At 67.3% G+C, this 17280-nt stretch carries 17 protein-coding genes; 11 read left to right on the top strand and 6 right to left on the bottom strand.

Annotation, left to right across the window (positions count from 1 at the left end; genetic code table 11):
- Nucleotides 1–3: 3 nt before the first annotated feature.
- Nucleotides 4–864 carry a glutathione-dependent disulfide-bond oxidoreductase gene (yghU, locus tag NX784_RS07685; protein WP_258816065.1) on the top strand — a complete coding sequence of 287 codons (861 nt, stop codon included), beginning with the start codon at nucleotides 4–6 and terminating at the stop codon, nucleotides 862–864.
- 21 nt (nucleotides 865–885) lie between these two features.
- On the opposite strand, the gene NX784_RS07680 is transcribed toward yghU, so the two are convergent.
- Nucleotides 886–1257, bottom strand: a complete 372-nt coding sequence (locus NX784_RS07680; RefSeq protein ID WP_258816064.1) for a lysozyme inhibitor LprI family protein — start codon at nucleotides 1255–1257, stop codon at nucleotides 886–888.
- A gap of 338 nt (nucleotides 1258–1595) precedes the next feature.
- Here NX784_RS07680 and NX784_RS07675 point away from each other — a divergent pair, with 338 nt between their 5' ends.
- On the top strand, nucleotides 1596–2258 hold the full coding sequence (locus NX784_RS07675; RefSeq protein WP_258816063.1) for a PRC-barrel domain-containing protein: 663 nt from the start codon (nucleotides 1596–1598) through the stop codon (nucleotides 2256–2258).
- 479 nt (nucleotides 2259–2737) lie between these two features.
- On the top strand, nucleotides 2738–3874 hold the full coding sequence (locus NX784_RS07670; RefSeq protein WP_258816161.1) for a glycosyltransferase family 9 protein: 1137 nt from the start codon (nucleotides 2738–2740) through the stop codon (nucleotides 3872–3874).
- A gap of 18 nt (nucleotides 3875–3892) precedes the next feature.
- Here NX784_RS07670 and NX784_RS07665 read toward each other — a convergent pair whose 3' ends face one another.
- Nucleotides 3893–4345: a nuclear transport factor 2 family protein gene (locus tag NX784_RS07665; protein ID WP_258816062.1), complete on the bottom strand. Its 453-nt coding sequence runs from the start codon at nucleotides 4343–4345 to the stop codon at nucleotides 3893–3895.
- Between the two features lie 19 nt (nucleotides 4346–4364).
- Nucleotides 4365–4721 carry a DUF6404 family protein gene (locus tag NX784_RS07660; protein WP_258816061.1) on the bottom strand — a complete coding sequence of 119 codons (357 nt, stop codon included), beginning with the start codon at nucleotides 4719–4721 and terminating at the stop codon, nucleotides 4365–4367.
- Between the two features lie 190 nt (nucleotides 4722–4911).
- Here NX784_RS07660 and NX784_RS07655 point away from each other — a divergent pair, with 190 nt between their 5' ends.
- The 4 genes from NX784_RS07655 to NX784_RS07640 all read left to right on the top strand — a co-directional run bounded on the left by NX784_RS07655 (nucleotide 4912) and on the right by NX784_RS07640 (nucleotide 8123).
- A complete protein-coding gene (locus NX784_RS07655) occupies nucleotides 4912–5361 on the top strand; it encodes a MarR family winged helix-turn-helix transcriptional regulator (protein ID WP_258816060.1) in 450 nt (149 codons plus the stop codon).
- A complete protein-coding gene (locus NX784_RS07650) occupies nucleotides 5351–6847 on the top strand; it encodes an MDR family MFS transporter (protein WP_258816059.1) in 1497 nt (498 codons plus the stop codon). The genes NX784_RS07655 and NX784_RS07650 overlap by 11 nt, the downstream gene beginning before the upstream one ends.
- A gap of 81 nt (nucleotides 6848–6928) precedes the next feature.
- Entirely contained in the window at nucleotides 6929–7555 is a 627-nt protein-coding gene (locus NX784_RS07645) for a DUF6624 domain-containing protein (protein WP_258816058.1), read from the top strand.
- An 88-nt stretch (nucleotides 7556–7643) separates the two neighbouring features.
- Nucleotides 7644–8123, top strand: a complete 480-nt coding sequence (locus NX784_RS07640) for a VOC family protein (protein ID WP_258816057.1) — start codon at nucleotides 7644–7646, stop codon at nucleotides 8121–8123.
- A 19-nt stretch (nucleotides 8124–8142) separates the two neighbouring features.
- Here the strand turns inward: NX784_RS07640 and NX784_RS07635 are convergent, their stop codons facing one another.
- Entirely contained in the window at nucleotides 8143–10239 is a 2097-nt protein-coding gene (locus tag NX784_RS07635; RefSeq protein WP_258816056.1) for a tetratricopeptide repeat-containing diguanylate cyclase, read from the bottom strand.
- A gap of 543 nt (nucleotides 10240–10782) precedes the next feature.
- On the opposite strand from NX784_RS07635, the gene NX784_RS07630 reads away from it, so the two are divergent.
- Both NX784_RS07630 and NX784_RS07625 read left to right on the top strand, forming a co-directional pair.
- On the top strand, nucleotides 10783–13410 hold the full coding sequence (locus tag NX784_RS07630) for a glycoside hydrolase family 3 C-terminal domain-containing protein (protein ID WP_258816055.1): 2628 nt from the start codon (nucleotides 10783–10785) through the stop codon (nucleotides 13408–13410).
- Between the two features lie 25 nt (nucleotides 13411–13435).
- Entirely contained in the window at nucleotides 13436–14371 is a 936-nt protein-coding gene (locus NX784_RS07625) for an alpha/beta hydrolase (RefSeq protein ID WP_258816054.1), read from the top strand.
- Between the two features lie 36 nt (nucleotides 14372–14407).
- Here NX784_RS07625 and NX784_RS07620 read toward each other — a convergent pair whose 3' ends face one another.
- Complete coding sequence (locus NX784_RS07620) at nucleotides 14408–14845, bottom strand: FKBP-type peptidyl-prolyl cis-trans isomerase (protein ID WP_258816053.1); 438 nt, start codon at nucleotides 14843–14845, stop codon at nucleotides 14408–14410.
- Nucleotides 14846–15059: 214 nt separating this feature from the next.
- On the opposite strand from NX784_RS07620, the gene NX784_RS07615 reads away from it, so the two are divergent.
- Together NX784_RS07615 and NX784_RS07610 are read left to right on the top strand one after the other, a co-directional pair.
- The gene (locus NX784_RS07615; protein WP_258816052.1) at nucleotides 15060–15860 is read left to right on the top strand and encodes an HDOD domain-containing protein; all 801 of its coding nucleotides are present in this window, start codon (nucleotides 15060–15062) and stop codon (nucleotides 15858–15860) included.
- A gap of 40 nt (nucleotides 15861–15900) precedes the next feature.
- Nucleotides 15901–16317 (top strand): secondary thiamine-phosphate synthase enzyme YjbQ, encoded by a 417-nt coding sequence (locus tag NX784_RS07610; protein WP_258816051.1) that lies wholly within the window; start codon nucleotides 15901–15903, stop codon nucleotides 16315–16317.
- Here NX784_RS07610 and NX784_RS07605 read toward each other — a convergent pair.
- Complete coding sequence (locus tag NX784_RS07605) at nucleotides 16298–17224, bottom strand: DMT family transporter (RefSeq protein ID WP_258816050.1); 927 nt, start codon at nucleotides 17222–17224, stop codon at nucleotides 16298–16300. The genes NX784_RS07610 and NX784_RS07605 overlap by 20 nt on opposite strands.
- Between the last annotated feature and the right edge of the window lie 56 nt (nucleotides 17225–17280).

Here is a 17280-nt window from a genome sequence, read left to right as displayed (position 1 = left end):
GCAATGGCTGACCCCACGAACCCGTTCACGTCCCCCTACGTCCCGCCGCGCGTCTGGTCGCCGGCGACGCCGTCCGGCGGCGCGTTCGCCAGCATCAACCGGCCCATCGCGGGCAAGACCCACGAGCAGGAACTGCCGGTCGGCAAGCATCCGCTGCAACTGTATTCGCTGGGCACGCCGAACGGGCAAAAGGTCACGATCATGCTGGAGGAACTGCTGGCCGCGGGCCATGCGGGCGCGGAATACGATGCCTGGCTCATCCGCATCAACGAGGGCGCCCAGTTCGGCAGCGGCTTCGTCGAGATCAATCCGAATTCGAAGATCCCTGCCCTCGTCGACCGCAGCGGCGCGGCGCCCGTGCGCGTGTTCGAGTCTGGCTCGATCCTCGTCTACCTGGCGGAAAAATTCGGCGGCGCGTTCCTGCCGAAGGACATCCAGGCGCGCACGGAAACCTTCAATTGGCTGATGTGGCAGATGGGCTCGGCGCCGTTCGTCGGCGGCGGCTTCGGCCACTTCTACGCCTACGCGCCGGAAAAGCTGGAATACCCGATCAACCGCTACGCGATGGAGACGAAGCGCCAGCTGGACGTGCTCGACCGCCTGCTGGCCGGGCGCCGCTTCGTCGCGGGCGACGACTACACCATCGCCGACATGGCGATCTGGCCGTGGTACGGCGGCCTCGTGCTGGGCGAGCTGTACGACGCCGCCGAATTCCTCGGCGTGCACCAGTACCAGCAGGTGCGCCGCTGGGCCGACGAAGTGCGCGCGCGGCCGGCCGTGATCCGCGGCCGCAAGGTCAACCGCGTGCGCGGCAAACCCGAGGAACAGGTGCTGGAGCGGCACGACGCGTCGGACCTGGACTGATCCGCGCGCGGCCGCCGGGCTTTACAGCTTGCTGTTCTGGCAGCCCGAACTCACGCACTCGCGCAGGCGGTCCTGCAGGAATTGCCCGCGCTTGACGGTCGTGTCCGTCGCGCACTCGAGGTTGACGTAGAACGCGCTGCCCTCGTGCCGCGAGCAGTTGTTGTTCCGCTCGTCGATCCACTGCAGCTGGCCCGCCTTCAGGCGCTTCCTGCCGTCCGCATCGAGCTTGCCGGCCAGCTTGCCGTAAGTGCTGTTGAGCTCGTTGTCCGCTTCCTGATACACCTTGTTCAGGCAATACAGGCCGTCGAAATCCTTCTTCGGCTTGTCGCATGCCGAGTTCGCCTGCGCGGCACCGGCTGCGCACATCAGTACTGCCAACATCCATCGTTTCATCGTTTCTCCTTCATGCGCGGTAACAGGGATTCGTATTGCGCTATTGATCATGAACCAGACCCAGCATGATAGTCCAGCGGGTGGCCTTCGATTCTCACCAAGTATTACGTGACGCTACTTTTCGCGCCGCCCAGGAAGCCGTGCCGGCAAGCTTTTTCCCCGCGTCTAGCGGGCGCGCGGCCATTCCGATTGTCGCTAGTATCAGAGGGTCGGTTTTGGCATCGCGCGGGCCGCGACCGGGCACGATTGAGTGAACGCAAACGCGTGCCGTCCGGCCCCGCTACCCTGGATGGTTGCCGCACCGACGGCCCTGCAATCATCGACACCAGGAGGACAAGATGAGCTACGCAGATCGCGACAAATACGGCATGTACAAAGCCACGCATACCCGCGCCGGCCATGCCGGCCCCGGCCCCGCGCTGATGGGGGCCGACACCCTGATCGGCGACAGCGTCGTCAACGCCGCCGACGAGGACCTGGGCGACATCAAGGAAATCATGCTCGACATGCAGACCGGCCAGGTCGCCTACGCCGTGCTGTCGTTCGGCGGCTTCCTGGGCATGGGCGACAAGCTGTTCGCCGTACCCTGGCAAGCCCTGCACCTGGACACCGTCAACAAGCGCTTCGTGCTCGACATCGACAAGAACCAGATGCAGAACGCACCGGGCTTCGACAAGAATGCCTGGCCCGACTTGGCCGACGCGCAATGGGCCCAGCACATCCACAGCTTCTACGGCACCGACCCCACGCGGGCGGGCGCGCCCACCATGGGACCGAACGTGGCGATGCGCGGCATGGTCGGCGGCGGCACGGGCGTGGGCGCCGGCATGGGCTCGATGGGTGCCGGCCACGCCGGGTCGGTCGATACCGGCATGGGTGCCGGCAGCTCGATGTCGGGCGGCAGCGCGGGCGGCGGCGCCGGCGGCAGCCTCGACCCAAGGCCCGGCAATGCCGGCGGCGACAAGGACCTCAGCAAGATCCGCGGCAGCAACCTCGGCTGACTCGCCGACGGCCGCATGAGGCGTCATAATGTCGCATGGCAGCATCACGCCATGCGACATCGGCACTCATTTACAAATGGTAACGTCAACAGTGCTTCGCTTTTCCATGCATTCTGGCAGACTGACGGAATGCAATATTTACAAACCAACACTTCGCGTTGCGTTGGCGCGCAACGTCCATGTCATCAGGGCCTGTTATTTATTGACAAAAGCTTTACCCAACTTTACAGCTCCGGCTGCCCTATCCCGGCCATTCACCCTCTACACTTTCACGTCTTTACAAGTTCACGGAACCGTCCAATGACCACGCGCCTCTGTCTTGAACGAGACCTTCCTTTCGATTCCAACAACGCATCATGAAAATCTCGAGTGAACAGACGCTGAAACTGGACAGCTGGGGTCGCCGGGCGCAATCGCGCGCGCCCGTCAACGTCCGGCAGGGCGACGCCGACGCGCTGGACGCGCACCATGGCGACTGGATGGCGGACACGGCCGCCAACACGGCGCTCGTCGATCGCGCGCTGCTGGCAAGGTCCGACAAGATCCTGTTCATCGTCCACCTGGCGTTGGGCGACTTCACGTACCTGCAAAGCTGCTTCGCCGCGTTCGCGCGCGCATTCCCGCACCTGAAGATCCACATGTGGGTCGACGAGCGGCGCCGCACGAACAACGCGGCCGACTGGCCGCACCTGAAAAAATACGCGCTGTACGACTGGCTGGCCGAGTGCCCGTACTTCGACAAGGTGTACAACGAGACGTACAGCCCGGCGCTGTACGAGGCGTCCATCCAGGAAGCGCGGCAGCAGGATTATCCGATCGTCGTGTCGCTCAGCGTGCTCGATCGCCACAAGTATGCGAGCCTGGCCCGCAAGATCAGCCCGCACGGCTTCGTCGTGGGCCAGAAGAAGCGCGTACGGCCCTACGACCTGCACAAGCACCTCATCTACCGCAAGCTGGACGCGTTCATTCCGGCCTACACCGCCACGTCGCATCCCGACCAGCACATCAGCGACATCTACGCCGGCTGGTTCACGCAGCTGTTCGGCATCGCGATCCCGCCTGCGGCCCGCTATCCCGTGCTGTCCATCCCCGCGCAATGGATGGACTACGCGCGCAAGCAGTTCGCCGCCTGGGGTTTTAACGGCGGCACCGCGGCGCCGAAGGTCGTGTTCGTGAATGCGTATTCCAAATCGATCGAACGCAGCTGGCCCCTGGAGCGGGTCATCGAACTGATCCGCACGATGCAGCGCGACGACGCCTGGCGCGATGCCGGCTTCATCGTCAACGTCGTCCCCGAAGACCTCGCGCGCGCCCGCGCCCTGTTCGCCGGCCACGACCTCGCGCATACCCACCTGTTCAGCGCCGAAGATAATTTCTTCCAGCTGCCCGCCGTCCTCAGTCTGTGCAAGCTGATCGTCTCCGTGGAGACGGCCGTCATGCACCTGGCCAATGCCGTGCACGTTCCCGTCATCGCGCTGATGCGCCAGAAGAATCCGGAATGGGCGCCCATCGACAAGCACAACAGTACCGTCATCACGGTGGCGCGGCGCGACGATTGGGTCGACAAGATCGGCGTCGATGAAGTGATGGCCGCACTGGCCGCGCAAGCGTCCTGACCGGGCGCCGCCCGCGGCTCAGGACACGATCGGTGCGGCCAGCGCCTCGGCAGTGCCCTTGGCCGCGATGCGCTGCAGCGTCCGCTCCAGCGCGGCCGTATCGGGGTAGATGCGCACGCTCGTGACGCGCCCCCAGCGGATCTCGATCAGGTTGACGCCCTCCGCCGACGTCCACACGCCATCCGTTCCCAAGTTCGTCTCGGTCCAGATCGCCTCGACCCGCGTGCGCCAGGGCCAGCCCGATACCCGGACCTCGTGCAACGTGAACCGGATGCCCTGCAGCAGGCGCAGCAGGCGTTCGTACCACGCGCGGATGGCGTCCGGCGTGCGGCGCGTGCCGGACAGCGCATGCGACCCGACGAAGTAATGCACGGCATCCGGTGCGAGCTCGTCCGTGATGGCCTCGATGCGTCCGGCACTGAGGCCGGCGAATGCCGCCGTGATCCTGCGGCGAACGATGGCGTGGTACATCGCGTTCCTCGTTAATCGTCTAGTCCCCGCCCAGCGCATCCCATGCCGGCACGGCAAATTCCCTGCGCTCGCGCGCGTACAGCCACGCGATCATCAGGCCGAAGCATGCGCCCGCCGCGGCAGCCCGGAGCGCCACGTCGACGATGCCCTTGCCCAGCTCCGACCACACGAGCGCCCACATGAACATGCCCCACACGCTCGTGAACCATGTGCCGTACACGAAAGCGACACCGGTAAAGCCGAGGAAATGGGGCGGGCGAACCCGCAGCCCCAGCCTCCACAACAGCCGGAACAGCAGCGGCGCGGCGTGCCGGCGCGATACGCCGCGGCTCGACAGCAGGGCAAGGGATCGGTCCAGTTGACAACGAAAATGCATGGGGCGGTACGGCGTTTGCAGCCATGATAATGAACAGGCAAGGCCGCCACCTTAGCAGGTCCAGCGCCGAAAAGATGCGCGCATTGTCACCGGTGCATCGCCCCGTGCAAAAACACATTGCGCTTGAAAACCGCTTGAACCCGTCGCGGCACCGGCGCAATATAGTTAGGTAGCCTACCTACTATTGATGATGACCCACCCACGACACGAACAGATCGAGCACCTGTCCGAAGCACTCCGCACCGCCCTGAAGGGCCTCGTGCGCCAGATGCGGCGCGACACGGAGCGCCAGGAACAGGGGCTGTCGCTGATGCAGTCGCTGCTGCTGCACCAGATCCACGAACATCCCGGCATCGGCGTGGCCGACCTCGCCCGCATGCAGCAGGTGCGCAGCCCGACCATGAGCGGCCAGGTCAAGGCGCTGGAAGAAGCGGGCCTCGTCGAGCGCGCGCCGCACGCGGACGATCGGCGCCGCAGCGGGCTGCGTGTCAGCCCGGCCGGCCTCCAGGCCCTGCAGCAGTTGCGCGACCGCCGCCACGACTGGCTGTCGCAACGCATCGCCCGCCTCTCTCGCGCCCAACTGGACGCCCTCGCCGGCGCCATCGACGCCCTCAACATCCTTGCCGACCATGACGACTGACGCTCCCGTTTCCGCCCGCGAAATCCGTTCCGTCTACCTCGCCCTGATGGCCGTTCTCGGCCTCGGCGCGCTGGACCAGAGCATCGTCGCGACCGCCCTGCCCCGCATCGTCGGCGACCTGGGTGGCATGGCCCACTTGTCGTGGGTCGTCACGGCGTACGTGCTCGCGTCCACCGCGACGATGCCGCTGTACGGCAAGCTGGCCGACCAGTACGGCCGGCGCCCGATGATCTTCACGGCGCTCACCACCTTCCTGCTGGGGTCCGTGCTGTGCGGCTTCGCGCAGAGCATGACGCAGCTGATCGCGTTCCGCGCCGTCCAGGGCATGGGCTCGGGCGGCTTCATGCCGCTCGCGCAGATCATCATCGGCGACCTCGTGCCGCCGAAGGAACGCGCGCGCCGCCAGGGCTCGATCGCCATCGTGTTCGCCGTCACGAGCGTACTGGGTCCCGTGCTGGGCGGGATGATGACGGACCTGCTGTCGTGGCACTGGATCTTCTTCATCAACCTGCCGGTCGGCGCACTGGCGTTCTATGCGATCGCGCATTCGCTGCGCAAGCCCGCCGTCACGCACGCGCACCGCATCGACTACCTCGGCTCCGTGCTGCTCACCGTCTCCATCACAGCCCTGCTGCTGATCCTCGCGCTGGGCGGCACGGAATGGGCGTGGGATTCCGTGCAGGTCGAGGTGTGCGCCGTGCTCGCGGTCGTACTGGGCGGCTGGCTGCTCGTGCACTTGCGCCGCGCGGCGGAGCCCGTGCTCCCGCCGGACCTGTTCGCGAACCGCGTCTTCAACGTCGCGAGCATCGTGATGGCGCTGACGTTCATGGGCCTGATGGGCGCGAGCGTGTTCTTCCCGCTGTTCTTCCAGCTGGTGATGGGCAGCAGCCCCGCGCATTCCGGCATGATGACGGTGGCGATGATGGTCGGGATGATCGCGTCGTCCACGTTGAACGGCCGCGTGCTGTCGCACTCGGGCCGGTACAAGGCCGTGCAGGTGGCCGGGCTCGCGGGCGCGGTGCTGGCGTTCGGCGTGCTCGCGTGGGGCATGGACACGGCGCGCGGCTACTGGATCATCGAGCCCGCGATCTTCCTGCTCGGCGCGGGGCTGGGCCTCGTCATGCCCAACATGACGATCGCCGTGCAGAACGCGCTGCCCATCCCGCGCCGCGGCGTGGGCACGGCGATGCTGACGTTCTTCCGCTCGCTCGGCGGCCTGCTGGGCGTGACGGGTTCCGGCGCCATCCTCGCGCACCAGGTGCACGCGCACGGCATCGCGGCAGTCGCGCGCGCGGGCGCACATGGCGCGGGCGCGCTGCCGGCCGTGCAGGCGCTGACGGTGGAGGTGTACCGCCACGCCATCGCCAACATCTTCGGCGCCGGCGCCGTGCTCGCGCTGGCGGCACTCGTCGTGCTGCTGTTCCTGCCCGAACTGCCGCTCTCCGGACATCCCGTCGCCGCGCCCGCGGCCACGCCAACGGAGTGAAAATCCGCGCACATTCGCCGCCGTTTTTTCGCTAAGCTCGCGCGAGAAGCTCAACGAGACGGAGACGATATGCGCAACACGATGTCACGACAAATCCTGGCCGCCGGTGTCCTCCTTACGATAGCACTGGCCGCCCACGCCGCCGGGCCCACACACGCCGCGCTGCGCGACGAGTTACTGAAAATGGGCGAGCACGACCAGGAAGTCCGGCATGCCACCGACCAGGAAGGCATGCGCCAATGGATCGAAGTCGACGCCGCCAACCAGGCGCGCCTGAAACAGATCGTCGACCAATACGGCTGGCCGACGCTCGCGATGGTCGGCGAAGACGCCGCGACGGCCGCGTGGCTGCTGGCCCAGCACGCGGACACGGACAAAGCTTTCCAGCTCAAGGTGCTCGCGTTGATGGAACCGCTCGTGCAGCAGCAACAGGCGTCCGCGAAAGACTACGCCTACCTGTACGACCGCACGCACTCCCCGCAGCGCTACGGCACGCAGGGCACGTGCGTGAGCCGCACCGAATGGCAACCGTTCGAGATCGAAGACATCGCCCACGTGGACGAGCGCCGCCGCGCGCTGAAGATGCGGCCCATGGCCGACTACGCGAAACTGTTCGATTGCTCGGCGCCATACATCGCGTTGCACGATCCCGCCGATCCGCACCGTACCGTGCCCGTACCGTCCAGCACACCGGTCGCGACACCGTGACCGACGCGGGCCCGCGCGCCCGCGAACGTGCTATCGTTGCCGGCGGCTGCGCACGCAGTCCCCAGCGACCCACCCAACAGGAGGAGAGATGGCCAGCAAGAATACGATTTGTCTCTGGTACGACAAGGATGCCCTGGATGCGGCGACGTTCTATGCGCAGACGTTCCCGGACAGCGTCGTCGGCGCCGTCCACCGCGCGCCCGGCGATTATCCGGCGGGTAAGCAGGGAAATGTCCTGACGGTCGAGTTCACCGTCATGGGCATCCCGTGCCTGGGCCTGAACGGCGGCCCCGCCATCAAGCACACGGAAGCGTTCTCGTTCCAGGTCGCCACCGACGACCAGGCGGAGACGGACCGGCTGTGGAATGCGATCGTCGGCAACGGCGGCCAGGAAAGCGCGTGCGGCTGGTGCAAGGACCGCTGGGGCCTGTCGTGGCAGATCACGCCGCGCGCATTGATGGATGCGATCACGGACCCCGACCCGGCCGCGGCCAAGCGGGCGTTCGACGCGATGATGACGATGAAAAAGATCGACATCGCGGCCATCGAGGCGGCCCGGCGCGGTTGACGCCGTCCGCCGCCCGCGTTCAGGTGGGCGCCAGCGCGGGCAGCGCGCCCGCCGCGCCGCCGGCATCGCGCGGCGCGGCCGGCGCGGGCCGCTCCTGGTCCTGGCGCGGGCCATGCACGCAATCGAGCGCCAGCAGCGCCTGGGCGCGGGCGGCGTCGCTTTCGAGCGCCGCCATCACGCTGGCGGCCGGCGCATGCAGGTGCGTGACGATGCGGGCCTGGTTGCGGCCCTGCGTCTTGCCCTGGTAAAGCGCCCAGTCCGCGAGGCGCACGGCGCACTGCCAGTCGAATGCGGCGTCGGCCGCGGGCGGCAGCGCGACGATCCCCGCCGACAGGGTCACGGGGATGGCGCAGCCGCCGACGTCGACGGGCTGCGCGCCCACCGTCTCCAGGATGCGTCCCGCCATGCCGGCCACGCAGTCCGGATCCATCCCGGGCGCGTGGATCATGAATTCCTCGCCGCCCCAGCGCACGACCATGTCGGACTCGCGCACGGCCGCCGCGAGCCGGCCCGCGACCTCGACGAGGACGGCGTCGCCCGCGCCGTGTCCCCAGCGGTCGTTGATGCTCTTGAAGTGGTCGATGTCCAGCAGGACGAAGCAGTCGATGCCCTCCGCATGGCTGCGGCGGTCCGTCTTGCCGTCCGCCGCGCGGCCCGTCATCCGGCTCGTCAGCGAGCGCCGGTTGTGCAATCCGGTCAGCGCATCGTGCGTCGAACGGAATTCGAGCTGCACGTTCAGCTCCGTCAGCTGGGCGTTGCTGCGCGCGGCGCGCCGGTACATCACGTACACGACGGCGCCCGCCAGCACGGTCAGCATGGCCGCGAACGTGGTCGCCAGCTGCACCGTCCGCCGGTTGCTCAGCTCCGCATCCTTCAGCTTGTTCTCGCGCTCCAGCAGGACGATCTGCTGGCTGCGCCGTTTGGCGTCGAATTCTTCCTGCAGGGCGGCGATGGCACGGTCGCGTGCTTTGCGCGCGCTCTGCTGTTGCAGCGACTGCTGCTCGCGCACGGTCTCCAGTGCGCGCTGGTACTGCCCGGCCTGCTCGAGCATGCGGCCTTTCTCGTCCAGCAATGCCTCGAGATCCGCCATGAGTTTTCCCTTGCGCATATGGGCGATCACGCCGTCGACGTACGGTGAGCCTTCCGCGATCTTCCCCTGGCCCATGAGAGCAAAGCCAAGATTGGCGCGCGCCATCATGACGACGTTCGGCTCGTTGACCTTCTCGGACACGACCAGCGCCAGGCGCGACGCGGCTTCGGCGCGCACGTAGTCGTGGCGCATCAGGTAATAATCCGCGATATTGCCCCGGATCGACGCTTCCATCTGCAACAGCCCGGCACGCATCGCCGTGGCAAGCGCCTTCTCGTAGGCGTCAAGGCATTCGGCGTCGCGCGCCAGCTTGATCAGCGCCCTGCCGCGCGTGAACTGCAACGAGGCGAGCGGCCACAGCGGCATATTCTTTTCCGCCAGGCCCTGGTCGGCGCTGTCGAGCGCCTGCGCGGGATTGTCCGTGTTGATGTACACCTGAGCGATACGACCGTACAGCGCGGCGCGGCGCCCGCCTTCGCCGGGCAGGCCCTGCAGCAGCCGCAGGCCGCGCAGATAGGCCGCCAGCGCCTCATCGAACCGGGCCCGTAGGTTCAGGATGTCGCCGTGCACCCGTTCGACCGATACCCTGAACAGCACGGTCACATTCGCGGGCGCCTGCGCCACGGTCTTGTCGAGCAGCGCCTGTGCCTCCTCCAGGCGATGGGCGTCGAGCAGTTCGCGCACTGCGCCCAACCTGGCCAGCGCAGCGCCCGCGGCGTCGCCGTGGGCCAGGGCCAGTTGCAGCGATGTCCGCTCCAGGGCATACGCATCCTCCAGCCGGCCCAGGTCTTCCTTCAGCGACACTTCCGTTCGCAACAACTTTTGCTGTTCCTCGTAGGATCCCCCCGGCCCCAGCCGCTGGCGCAGGGCCTCCAGCTGGTCCAGGGCCTTGGCTGGCGAGTCCTTCGACTGCTTCAAGATCCTTTCCGCTTCCGCCCGCACGTCCGCGTCCGGCTGCGCGGCGTGCGCAGCCGCTATCGTGGCGGCAACGACCAGCGAACAGAGGAGGCGGGAAAGGAAAGACATGAGCGCAATGCCGGCAGGCGGGTCAACAACATGATCGCGATCATTATGTACTTAAATTTTAATTACCTCAAGGAAACTATGGCGACGCCCGCGCGCGCCAGCAGTTGATGTGTCAATACAGCAACATGCCAACATGTTATCGCATAACATTAATGTTATGTAATAGCGCATACATACCAGAGAAGCCTCGCACGACATACCGATTCCGATATCGGAACGGCAAAAAAAGTTATTGGCATCCGGTCAATTACTGCACTACATTGTCTCTCGCTTGGCTCAACATCCACGTTTCGTCCATCCTGCACCGTGATCGACCCACGGTTGCGGCATCGAGCGAACGGCATGCGTGGGCCGAGCAACTATGTTATCGCAATCATTCGCATCCCCCTCCAACATGCACGGAGACCCTCCGATGGCATAAACTTCGTCCCGGTGCCGTTCGCGTCGGCTCGGACGCCGGCATCGGCCATCCACCTTTTCAAGGTAGATCCCATGCAAAAAGATAAGACCAAACACATTGGTCAAGTAGGAGACTCATCGAGCGTGATCGGGCGCGTGGCCGTGTGCGGCGCCCTCCTGCTCGCGGCGGCACTGCCGGTCGCCGCACAAATCCAGCCATCCAGCGACGCCGCGCGCGCCGATGCGGATGCGCATGCCCGCGCGCTCGTCGCGCGGATGACGTTCGACGAAAAGATCGGCCAGCTGCTGAACGTGGCGCCCGCGCTGCCGCGCCTCGGCATCCCGGCGTACAACTGGTGGACCGAGTCGCTGCACGGCGCCCTCGGCCCGCTGCCCACGACGAACTTCCCCGAACCCATCGGCCTGGCGGCCACGTTCGACGCGCCGCTCGTGCACAATGTCGCGTCCGCGATCAGCACCGAAGTGCGCGCGCTGCACACGCTCGGGCGCCGCACGGGCCACCTGGGCAAGATCGGCACGGGGCTCGACACGTGGTCGCCGAACATCAACATCTTCCGCGACCCGCGCTGGGGCCGCGGCCAGGAAACCTATGGCGAAGATCCGTACCTGACGGCGCAGCTGGGTGTCGCCTTCATCCAGGGCATCCAGGGCCCGAACCCGGACCTGCCGGACGTCGTCGCCACGCCGAAGCACTTCGCCGTGCACAGCGGGCCGGAATCGACGCGCCACGTGGCCGACGTGTTCGTGTCGCGCCACGACCTCGAGGACACCTACCTGCCCGCCTTCCGCGCGGCGATCGTCGACGCGAAGGCCGGCTCCATCATGTGCGCGTACAACCGCATCGACGGCCAGCCCGCGTGCGGCAGCGACCTGCTCATGAAGGAACACCTGCGCGGCGCATGGGGCTTCAAGGGCTATGTCGTGTCCGACTGCGACGCGGTGACGGATATCGCCGACCAGCACAAGTACGCGCCCGATCCCGCCGCGGCCGTCGCCGTCGCGCTGAAGGCCGGCACGGACAACGAGTGCAACACGAAGACGCTGGGCGACGTGCCGAACCTCGACGCACGCTATCGCGAGGCGTGGCAGCGTGGCCTGATCTCCACGGGCGACATCGACCAGGCCCTCGTGCGCCTGTTCTCCGCGCGCTACCGCAATGGCGACCTCGGTGGCCTCGCGCAGCGTGCGCCAAACGCCGTCCCCGTCGAGGCCATCGACACGCCCGCGCACCGCGACCTCGCGCTGCAAGCCGCGACGAAAAGCCTCGTGCTGCTGAAGAACGACGGCACGTTGCCGTTGAAAGCTGGCGTGAAGATCGCCGTGATCGGTCCGCTGGCCGACGCGACGCGCGTCCTGCGCGGGAATTATTCGTCGACGCAGTCGGCGCCGCCCGTCTCCGTCGTCGACGGCCTGCGCCGCGTGCTGCCGCAGGCGCGCATCACCGTCGTGCCGGCAGGCAGCTCGATGACGGACGGCGACCCCGTGCCGACCACCGCGCTGCGCACGCCCGACGGCAAGCCGGGCCTGCGCGCCGACTACTTCAACCGCGCCGATGGCGACGCGTACGACGGCAAGCCTGCCGCCACGCGCGTCGAGCCGGGCCTGGAATCGCATGCGCTGCAGATGAAGGCCGTCGCCGACCGGCACAAGGTCGTGTGGACCGGCTTCCTCGTCGCGCCGGAGACGGGCACGTACCGCCTCGGCGTGACTGGCGTGCAGGGCGAGCTGACGGTCGCGGGCAAGCCCGCCGTGCGCGCGACCGCGTATTCGCAATGGGGCGAGCCGCTCAAGCTGACGGACGTGCAGCTGGAAAAAGGCCAGCGCTATCCGCTGCGCTTCCAGGCCGAGACGGGGTCCTCCGGTGTGCCGGGCCTGTTCTGGAAACGGGTCTCGACGGCGCCGGACGCCGACCTCGCGGCCGGTGCGCGCGATGCCGACGTCATCGTGGCCGTCGTGGGTCTCACATCCGACCTCGAAGGCGAAGAGATGGCCATCAAGGTCGACGGCTTCTCCGGCGGCGACAAGACGTCGCTGGACCTGCCGGCCGACCAGCGCGCCCTGCTGGAACGGGCGAAGGCGCTGGGCAAGCCGCTCGTCGTCGTGCTGATGAACGGCAGCGCCATCGACCTGTCGTGGGCGAAGGACAATGCGGCCGCGATCCTGGAAGCGTGGTATCCGGGACAGTCCGGCGGACTCGCCGTAGCAAGCGTCCTCGCGGGCCGCGCCGATCCGGGCGGGCGCCTGCCCCTCACCTTCTACCGCAGCCTCGCCGACCTGCCGCCGTTCGACGACTACGCGATGAAGGGCCGCACGTACCGCTACTTCACGGGCACGCCCGTATACCCGTTCGGTGCGGGGATGAGCTATACGACGTTCCGCTACGCCCCGCTGCGCATCGAGCCCGTCGGCGGCGCGCCGGAGAACGGCATCGTCGTCACGACGGAAGTGGCCAACACGGGCACGCGCGACGGCGACGAGGTCGCGCAGCTGTACCTGACGCCGCCCGCGTTCGACGGCGCGCCGCGGCTGGCGCTGCGCGGCTTCCAGCGCCTCACGCTGAAGGCCGGCGAACGGCGCCAGGTCCGCTTCACCTTGTCGCCGCGCGACCTCAGCTTCGTCACGCGCGACGGCGTCCGCCAGCTGACGCCCGGGCAGTACCGACTCAGCGTCGGTTCCGGCCAGCCGGGGACGGGCGTCGCGCAGCAGGACGGCGCGCTCGTGCTGACGCGGGCCGTCGCGCTGCCGCGATAACGACTACAACAAAGGAGACTACGACATGAAAAACAAACATCGGATCGGCCAGGTCCTGACCGCGGGCGCGCTCGCACTCGCCTGCGCATTCGCCGCACCCGCGTACGCGCAGAACGACAAGATGACGCCCATCGCGACGCCAGCGCAGCCCGACGCCATCGTTCTCGGCACGGGTCCACTACCCGGCGCGACGGCGCAGGAAAGCTGGCACAGCCAGTACGGCAGCGTGTTCGCCCGCAACGTCACGGTCGCGACGCTCACCCCATTCCTGCCCGACCCCGCGAAGGCGACGGGCGCCGCCGTGATCGTCGCGCCGGGCGGCGGCTTCAAGACGCTGTCGATGAATAACGAGGGCTGGGACGTGGCGAAAGCGCTGGCCGACAAGGGCGTCGCCGCGTTCGTGCTGAAGTACCGGCTGAATCCGACGCCGGCCGGCATGGACGCGTTCGCAGAAGAGATGGCGAAGATGTTCTCGGGTGCGGCACGGCCCGCGCGGCCACCGTCGCAGGACCCGGACGCGCTGGCGCCGCAGCTCGCCGACGCACGCGCCGCGTTCGCGCTCGTGCGTGCGCGCTCGCGCACGTGGCACGTCGATCCGGACCGCATCGGCATGCTGGGCTTTTCCGCCGGCGCGATGCTGACGATGGTGACCGCGCTGCACGGCCAGGACGCGAAGCCCGCGTTCATCGGCGACATCTACGGACCGCTGGCCGCCGCCAAGGTACCGGCCGACGCGCCGCCGCTGTTCGTCGCGCTGGCGGCGGACGACCCGCTGTTCGGCAACGGCGGCTTCGGCCTCATCGACAGCTGGCGCGCGGCCAAGCGTCCCGTCGAATTCCACTTGTTCGAACAGGGCGGCCACGGCTTCGGCATGTATCAGAAGCCGACGACGAGCACGGGCTGGTTCGACGCATTCGCCCGCTGGCTCGGCATGCACGGCTACCTGAAGCCCGCGCGCTGATGCCGTCGCGACGGGGCCGCGCGGCCCCGTCTTCGCTTACTGCACCGCGGTCAGCGCGATGTCGAACACGAGGCCCGCGTTCGGCGGAATCTTGCTGCCCGAACCGGACGCGCCATAGCCCAGGCTGGACGGGATCAGCACGGTGCGCTGGCCGCCCACCGTCATGCCCAGCACGCCCTGCTCGAAGCCGGGAATCACCTGGTTTTGCCCGAGCGTGAACGAGAACGTGCCGCTGTCGAACTGCGTGCCCTTGTGGTTGGCCGCCGTGTCGCTGTACAGCCAGCCCGTATAGGTCACGGTCGCCGTCTTGCCGGCCGCCGCCGCGGTACCGGTGCCGAGCACGACATCCGTCGCGCTGAACTGGGCCGGGTTCGCCACGACGACGGCGGGAGACGACGACCCGCCACCGCCACAGCCGGCAAGGCTCAGGACGGCAGCGAGGATGGCGACGGCGACGGAAGGCTTGGCATTCATGGAATTCCTGATGGGTAAGATTTACGAACCAGCCACCTTACCCGAACTACGCTCCCGCATCACCTTTACATTTGTATTTCTTTGTTACAACTTCAACCTTGACGGCCTGAAAAGGCTTGCCCGCAACACGGCGCGTCGACATCAAAAATAGTTCACTCAGGAAACTCGCGTAAGGATTACACTGAACTGACCGTGCACCAACGAAAGACGCATCATGATCAGCCTCACGACTTTCTTTTCCGACGTAAAGCTCCCCACGATTTCCGAAGTGGCCCATGCCCTGATCGCGACCCTCGACGACGAGGACGCGTCCGCCAAAAAGGTGGCCGCGATCATCGCGCGCGACCCGGCGCTGACGGCCAAGCTGATGCGCCTGGCGAACAGTGCCCGCTTCGGCGCGCGCCGCGGCGTCAGCTCGCTCGACGAAGCCATCAGCCTCACCGGCATGGCCCACATCCGCACGCTGGCGCTGGGCACGTGCTTTTCCGACGCCTTCCCCTCGCTGCCAGGCCTGGACTCCGACGAGTTCTGGAAGAGCAGCACCGCGTGCGCCGGCTACGCCAAATGGCTGGCGGGCGGCCTCGGCATCGACGGCAGCGAAGCGTGGCTGGCCGGCATGATGCTGCGCCTGGGCGAACTGCTGATCTATCAGGTGGCACCGACGGCGTTCGCCGAGATCGAACAGCTGCCGCACCTGCCGGGCGGCCGCTGGGAGCGCGAGCAGCGCCTGCTGGGCCTGTCCGAAGGCCAGATCACGGCCGAGCTGGGCCGGCGCTGGAACTTCCCCGACAAGATCGTGCGCGCGCTGGAGAACGCGTCCGATCCGATGGCGGCGCATCCGTTCTGCCAGCTGGGCGGCATCATCCACCTGGCAAGCCTGCTGGCCGACACGCCCAGCGACGACCCCGCGATCCTCGACACGCTGCCGGCCGACGTCGTCGACACGCTGCGCCTGTCGCGCGACTGGATGACCGCGCGCTTCCCGTCGCACGACTCGTTCTCGGCCGCGCCCTGAGCGAATCGTTCGTGTAGCATGGACGGCACAGGAGCCGCCCATGCCTTTCCAGACCACTCTCGAATTCAACACGTTCGGACGCGGCAGCCGCGACATCACCGCGGCCGTGGCCGACGCCGTCGCGCGCGCGGGCATCCGCTGCGGGCTCGCGCACGTGTTCGTGCAGCACACGAGCTGTTCGCTGCTCATCACGGAAAACGCCGACCCGGACGTCCGCCACGACCTGGAAACCATCATCCGCCGCCTCGTGCCGGACGGCGACCCCGCGTACTGCCACAAAACCGAAGGCCCGGACGACATGGCGGCGCACGCGCGCACGATGCTGACGTCGACGTCGATCACGGTACCCGTCGGCGACGGCCGCCTGATGCTCGGCACGTGGCAAGGCATCTATCTGTGGGAACACCGCGTGGCCGAGCACCGGCGCCACGTCGTCGTCACGGTGCTGGGCGAGTAGCCGCTCCATTCACCGCCCCGGCATCCGGCTTGACCGCGACACCCGGCTTCCTGAAAGCCAGCAGGTTGCCACCGAGGACCAGCGCCACGCCGCCGATGGCCGGCAACGTCCAGTGATACCCCTCGAGCACGGTCGACGCGCTCAACGCGACGACCGGAAACAGCACGGTCGAGTAGGCCGCGCGGTCCGGCCCGATGCGTCCGACCAGCACCAGATACGCCGTGAAGGCAATCACGGAACCAGGGACGGCGAGGTAGAACAACGCCCCCAGATAGCGCGGGCTGGCATCCAGGTTGAACGGCATGCCCAGCAACCATGCGCCGCCGCCGACGATGGTCGAGCCGATCAGCATGGCCCACGTATTGGTCAGCAGCGGCGTCAGGCCCAGCGCCTGCATCCGGCTCGACAAGAGATTCCCCGTCGAAAAGCACACGGTGCCCAACAATGACAGGCCAAGGCCCAGCAGCATGCCGTGGTCGTTCCAGTGGCCCCGCATCTGCGGCAGGAACAGCAGCGCGATGCCGGACAGGCCGAGCAGCGAGCCCACCAGCACCTGGCGCCGGATCGGCCGCCCCATGAACAGGCGCTGGTTGACCGCGTTCCAGATCGGCGCGGTCGAAAACACGACGGCCACGAGGCCGCTGGGCACCCACTGGCTGGCGTAATAAAAGCACAGGAAATTACAGCAGAACAGAGCAACGCCTTGCGCGAGCAGGTAGCGCCAAGCCTGGCGCGGCGGCCACATCTGGCGGCGCGCGGCGAGCAGGAGCAGGAACAGCACGGCGGCGGCGATCCAGAAACGGTAGGCGATCGACACGGGGGCCGGGACGACGCCGAGCTGGAACTTGATCGCGATCCAGGTCGTGCCCCAGATGACGACGGTGAGCAGGTAAAGGAAGATGTTCATGCTGCCATGATCGGCGCGGCCGCCGGTGCCGACTTGTCTGGGATTGCGCACTTTCG

Origin of the sequence: Massilia pinisoli, from assembly GCF_024753285.1 — a bacterium.
Lineage (GTDB): Bacteria > Pseudomonadota > Gammaproteobacteria > Burkholderiales > Burkholderiaceae_D > Telluria > Telluria pinisoli.
This window is presented reverse-complemented; position numbering and strand designations above follow the sequence as displayed.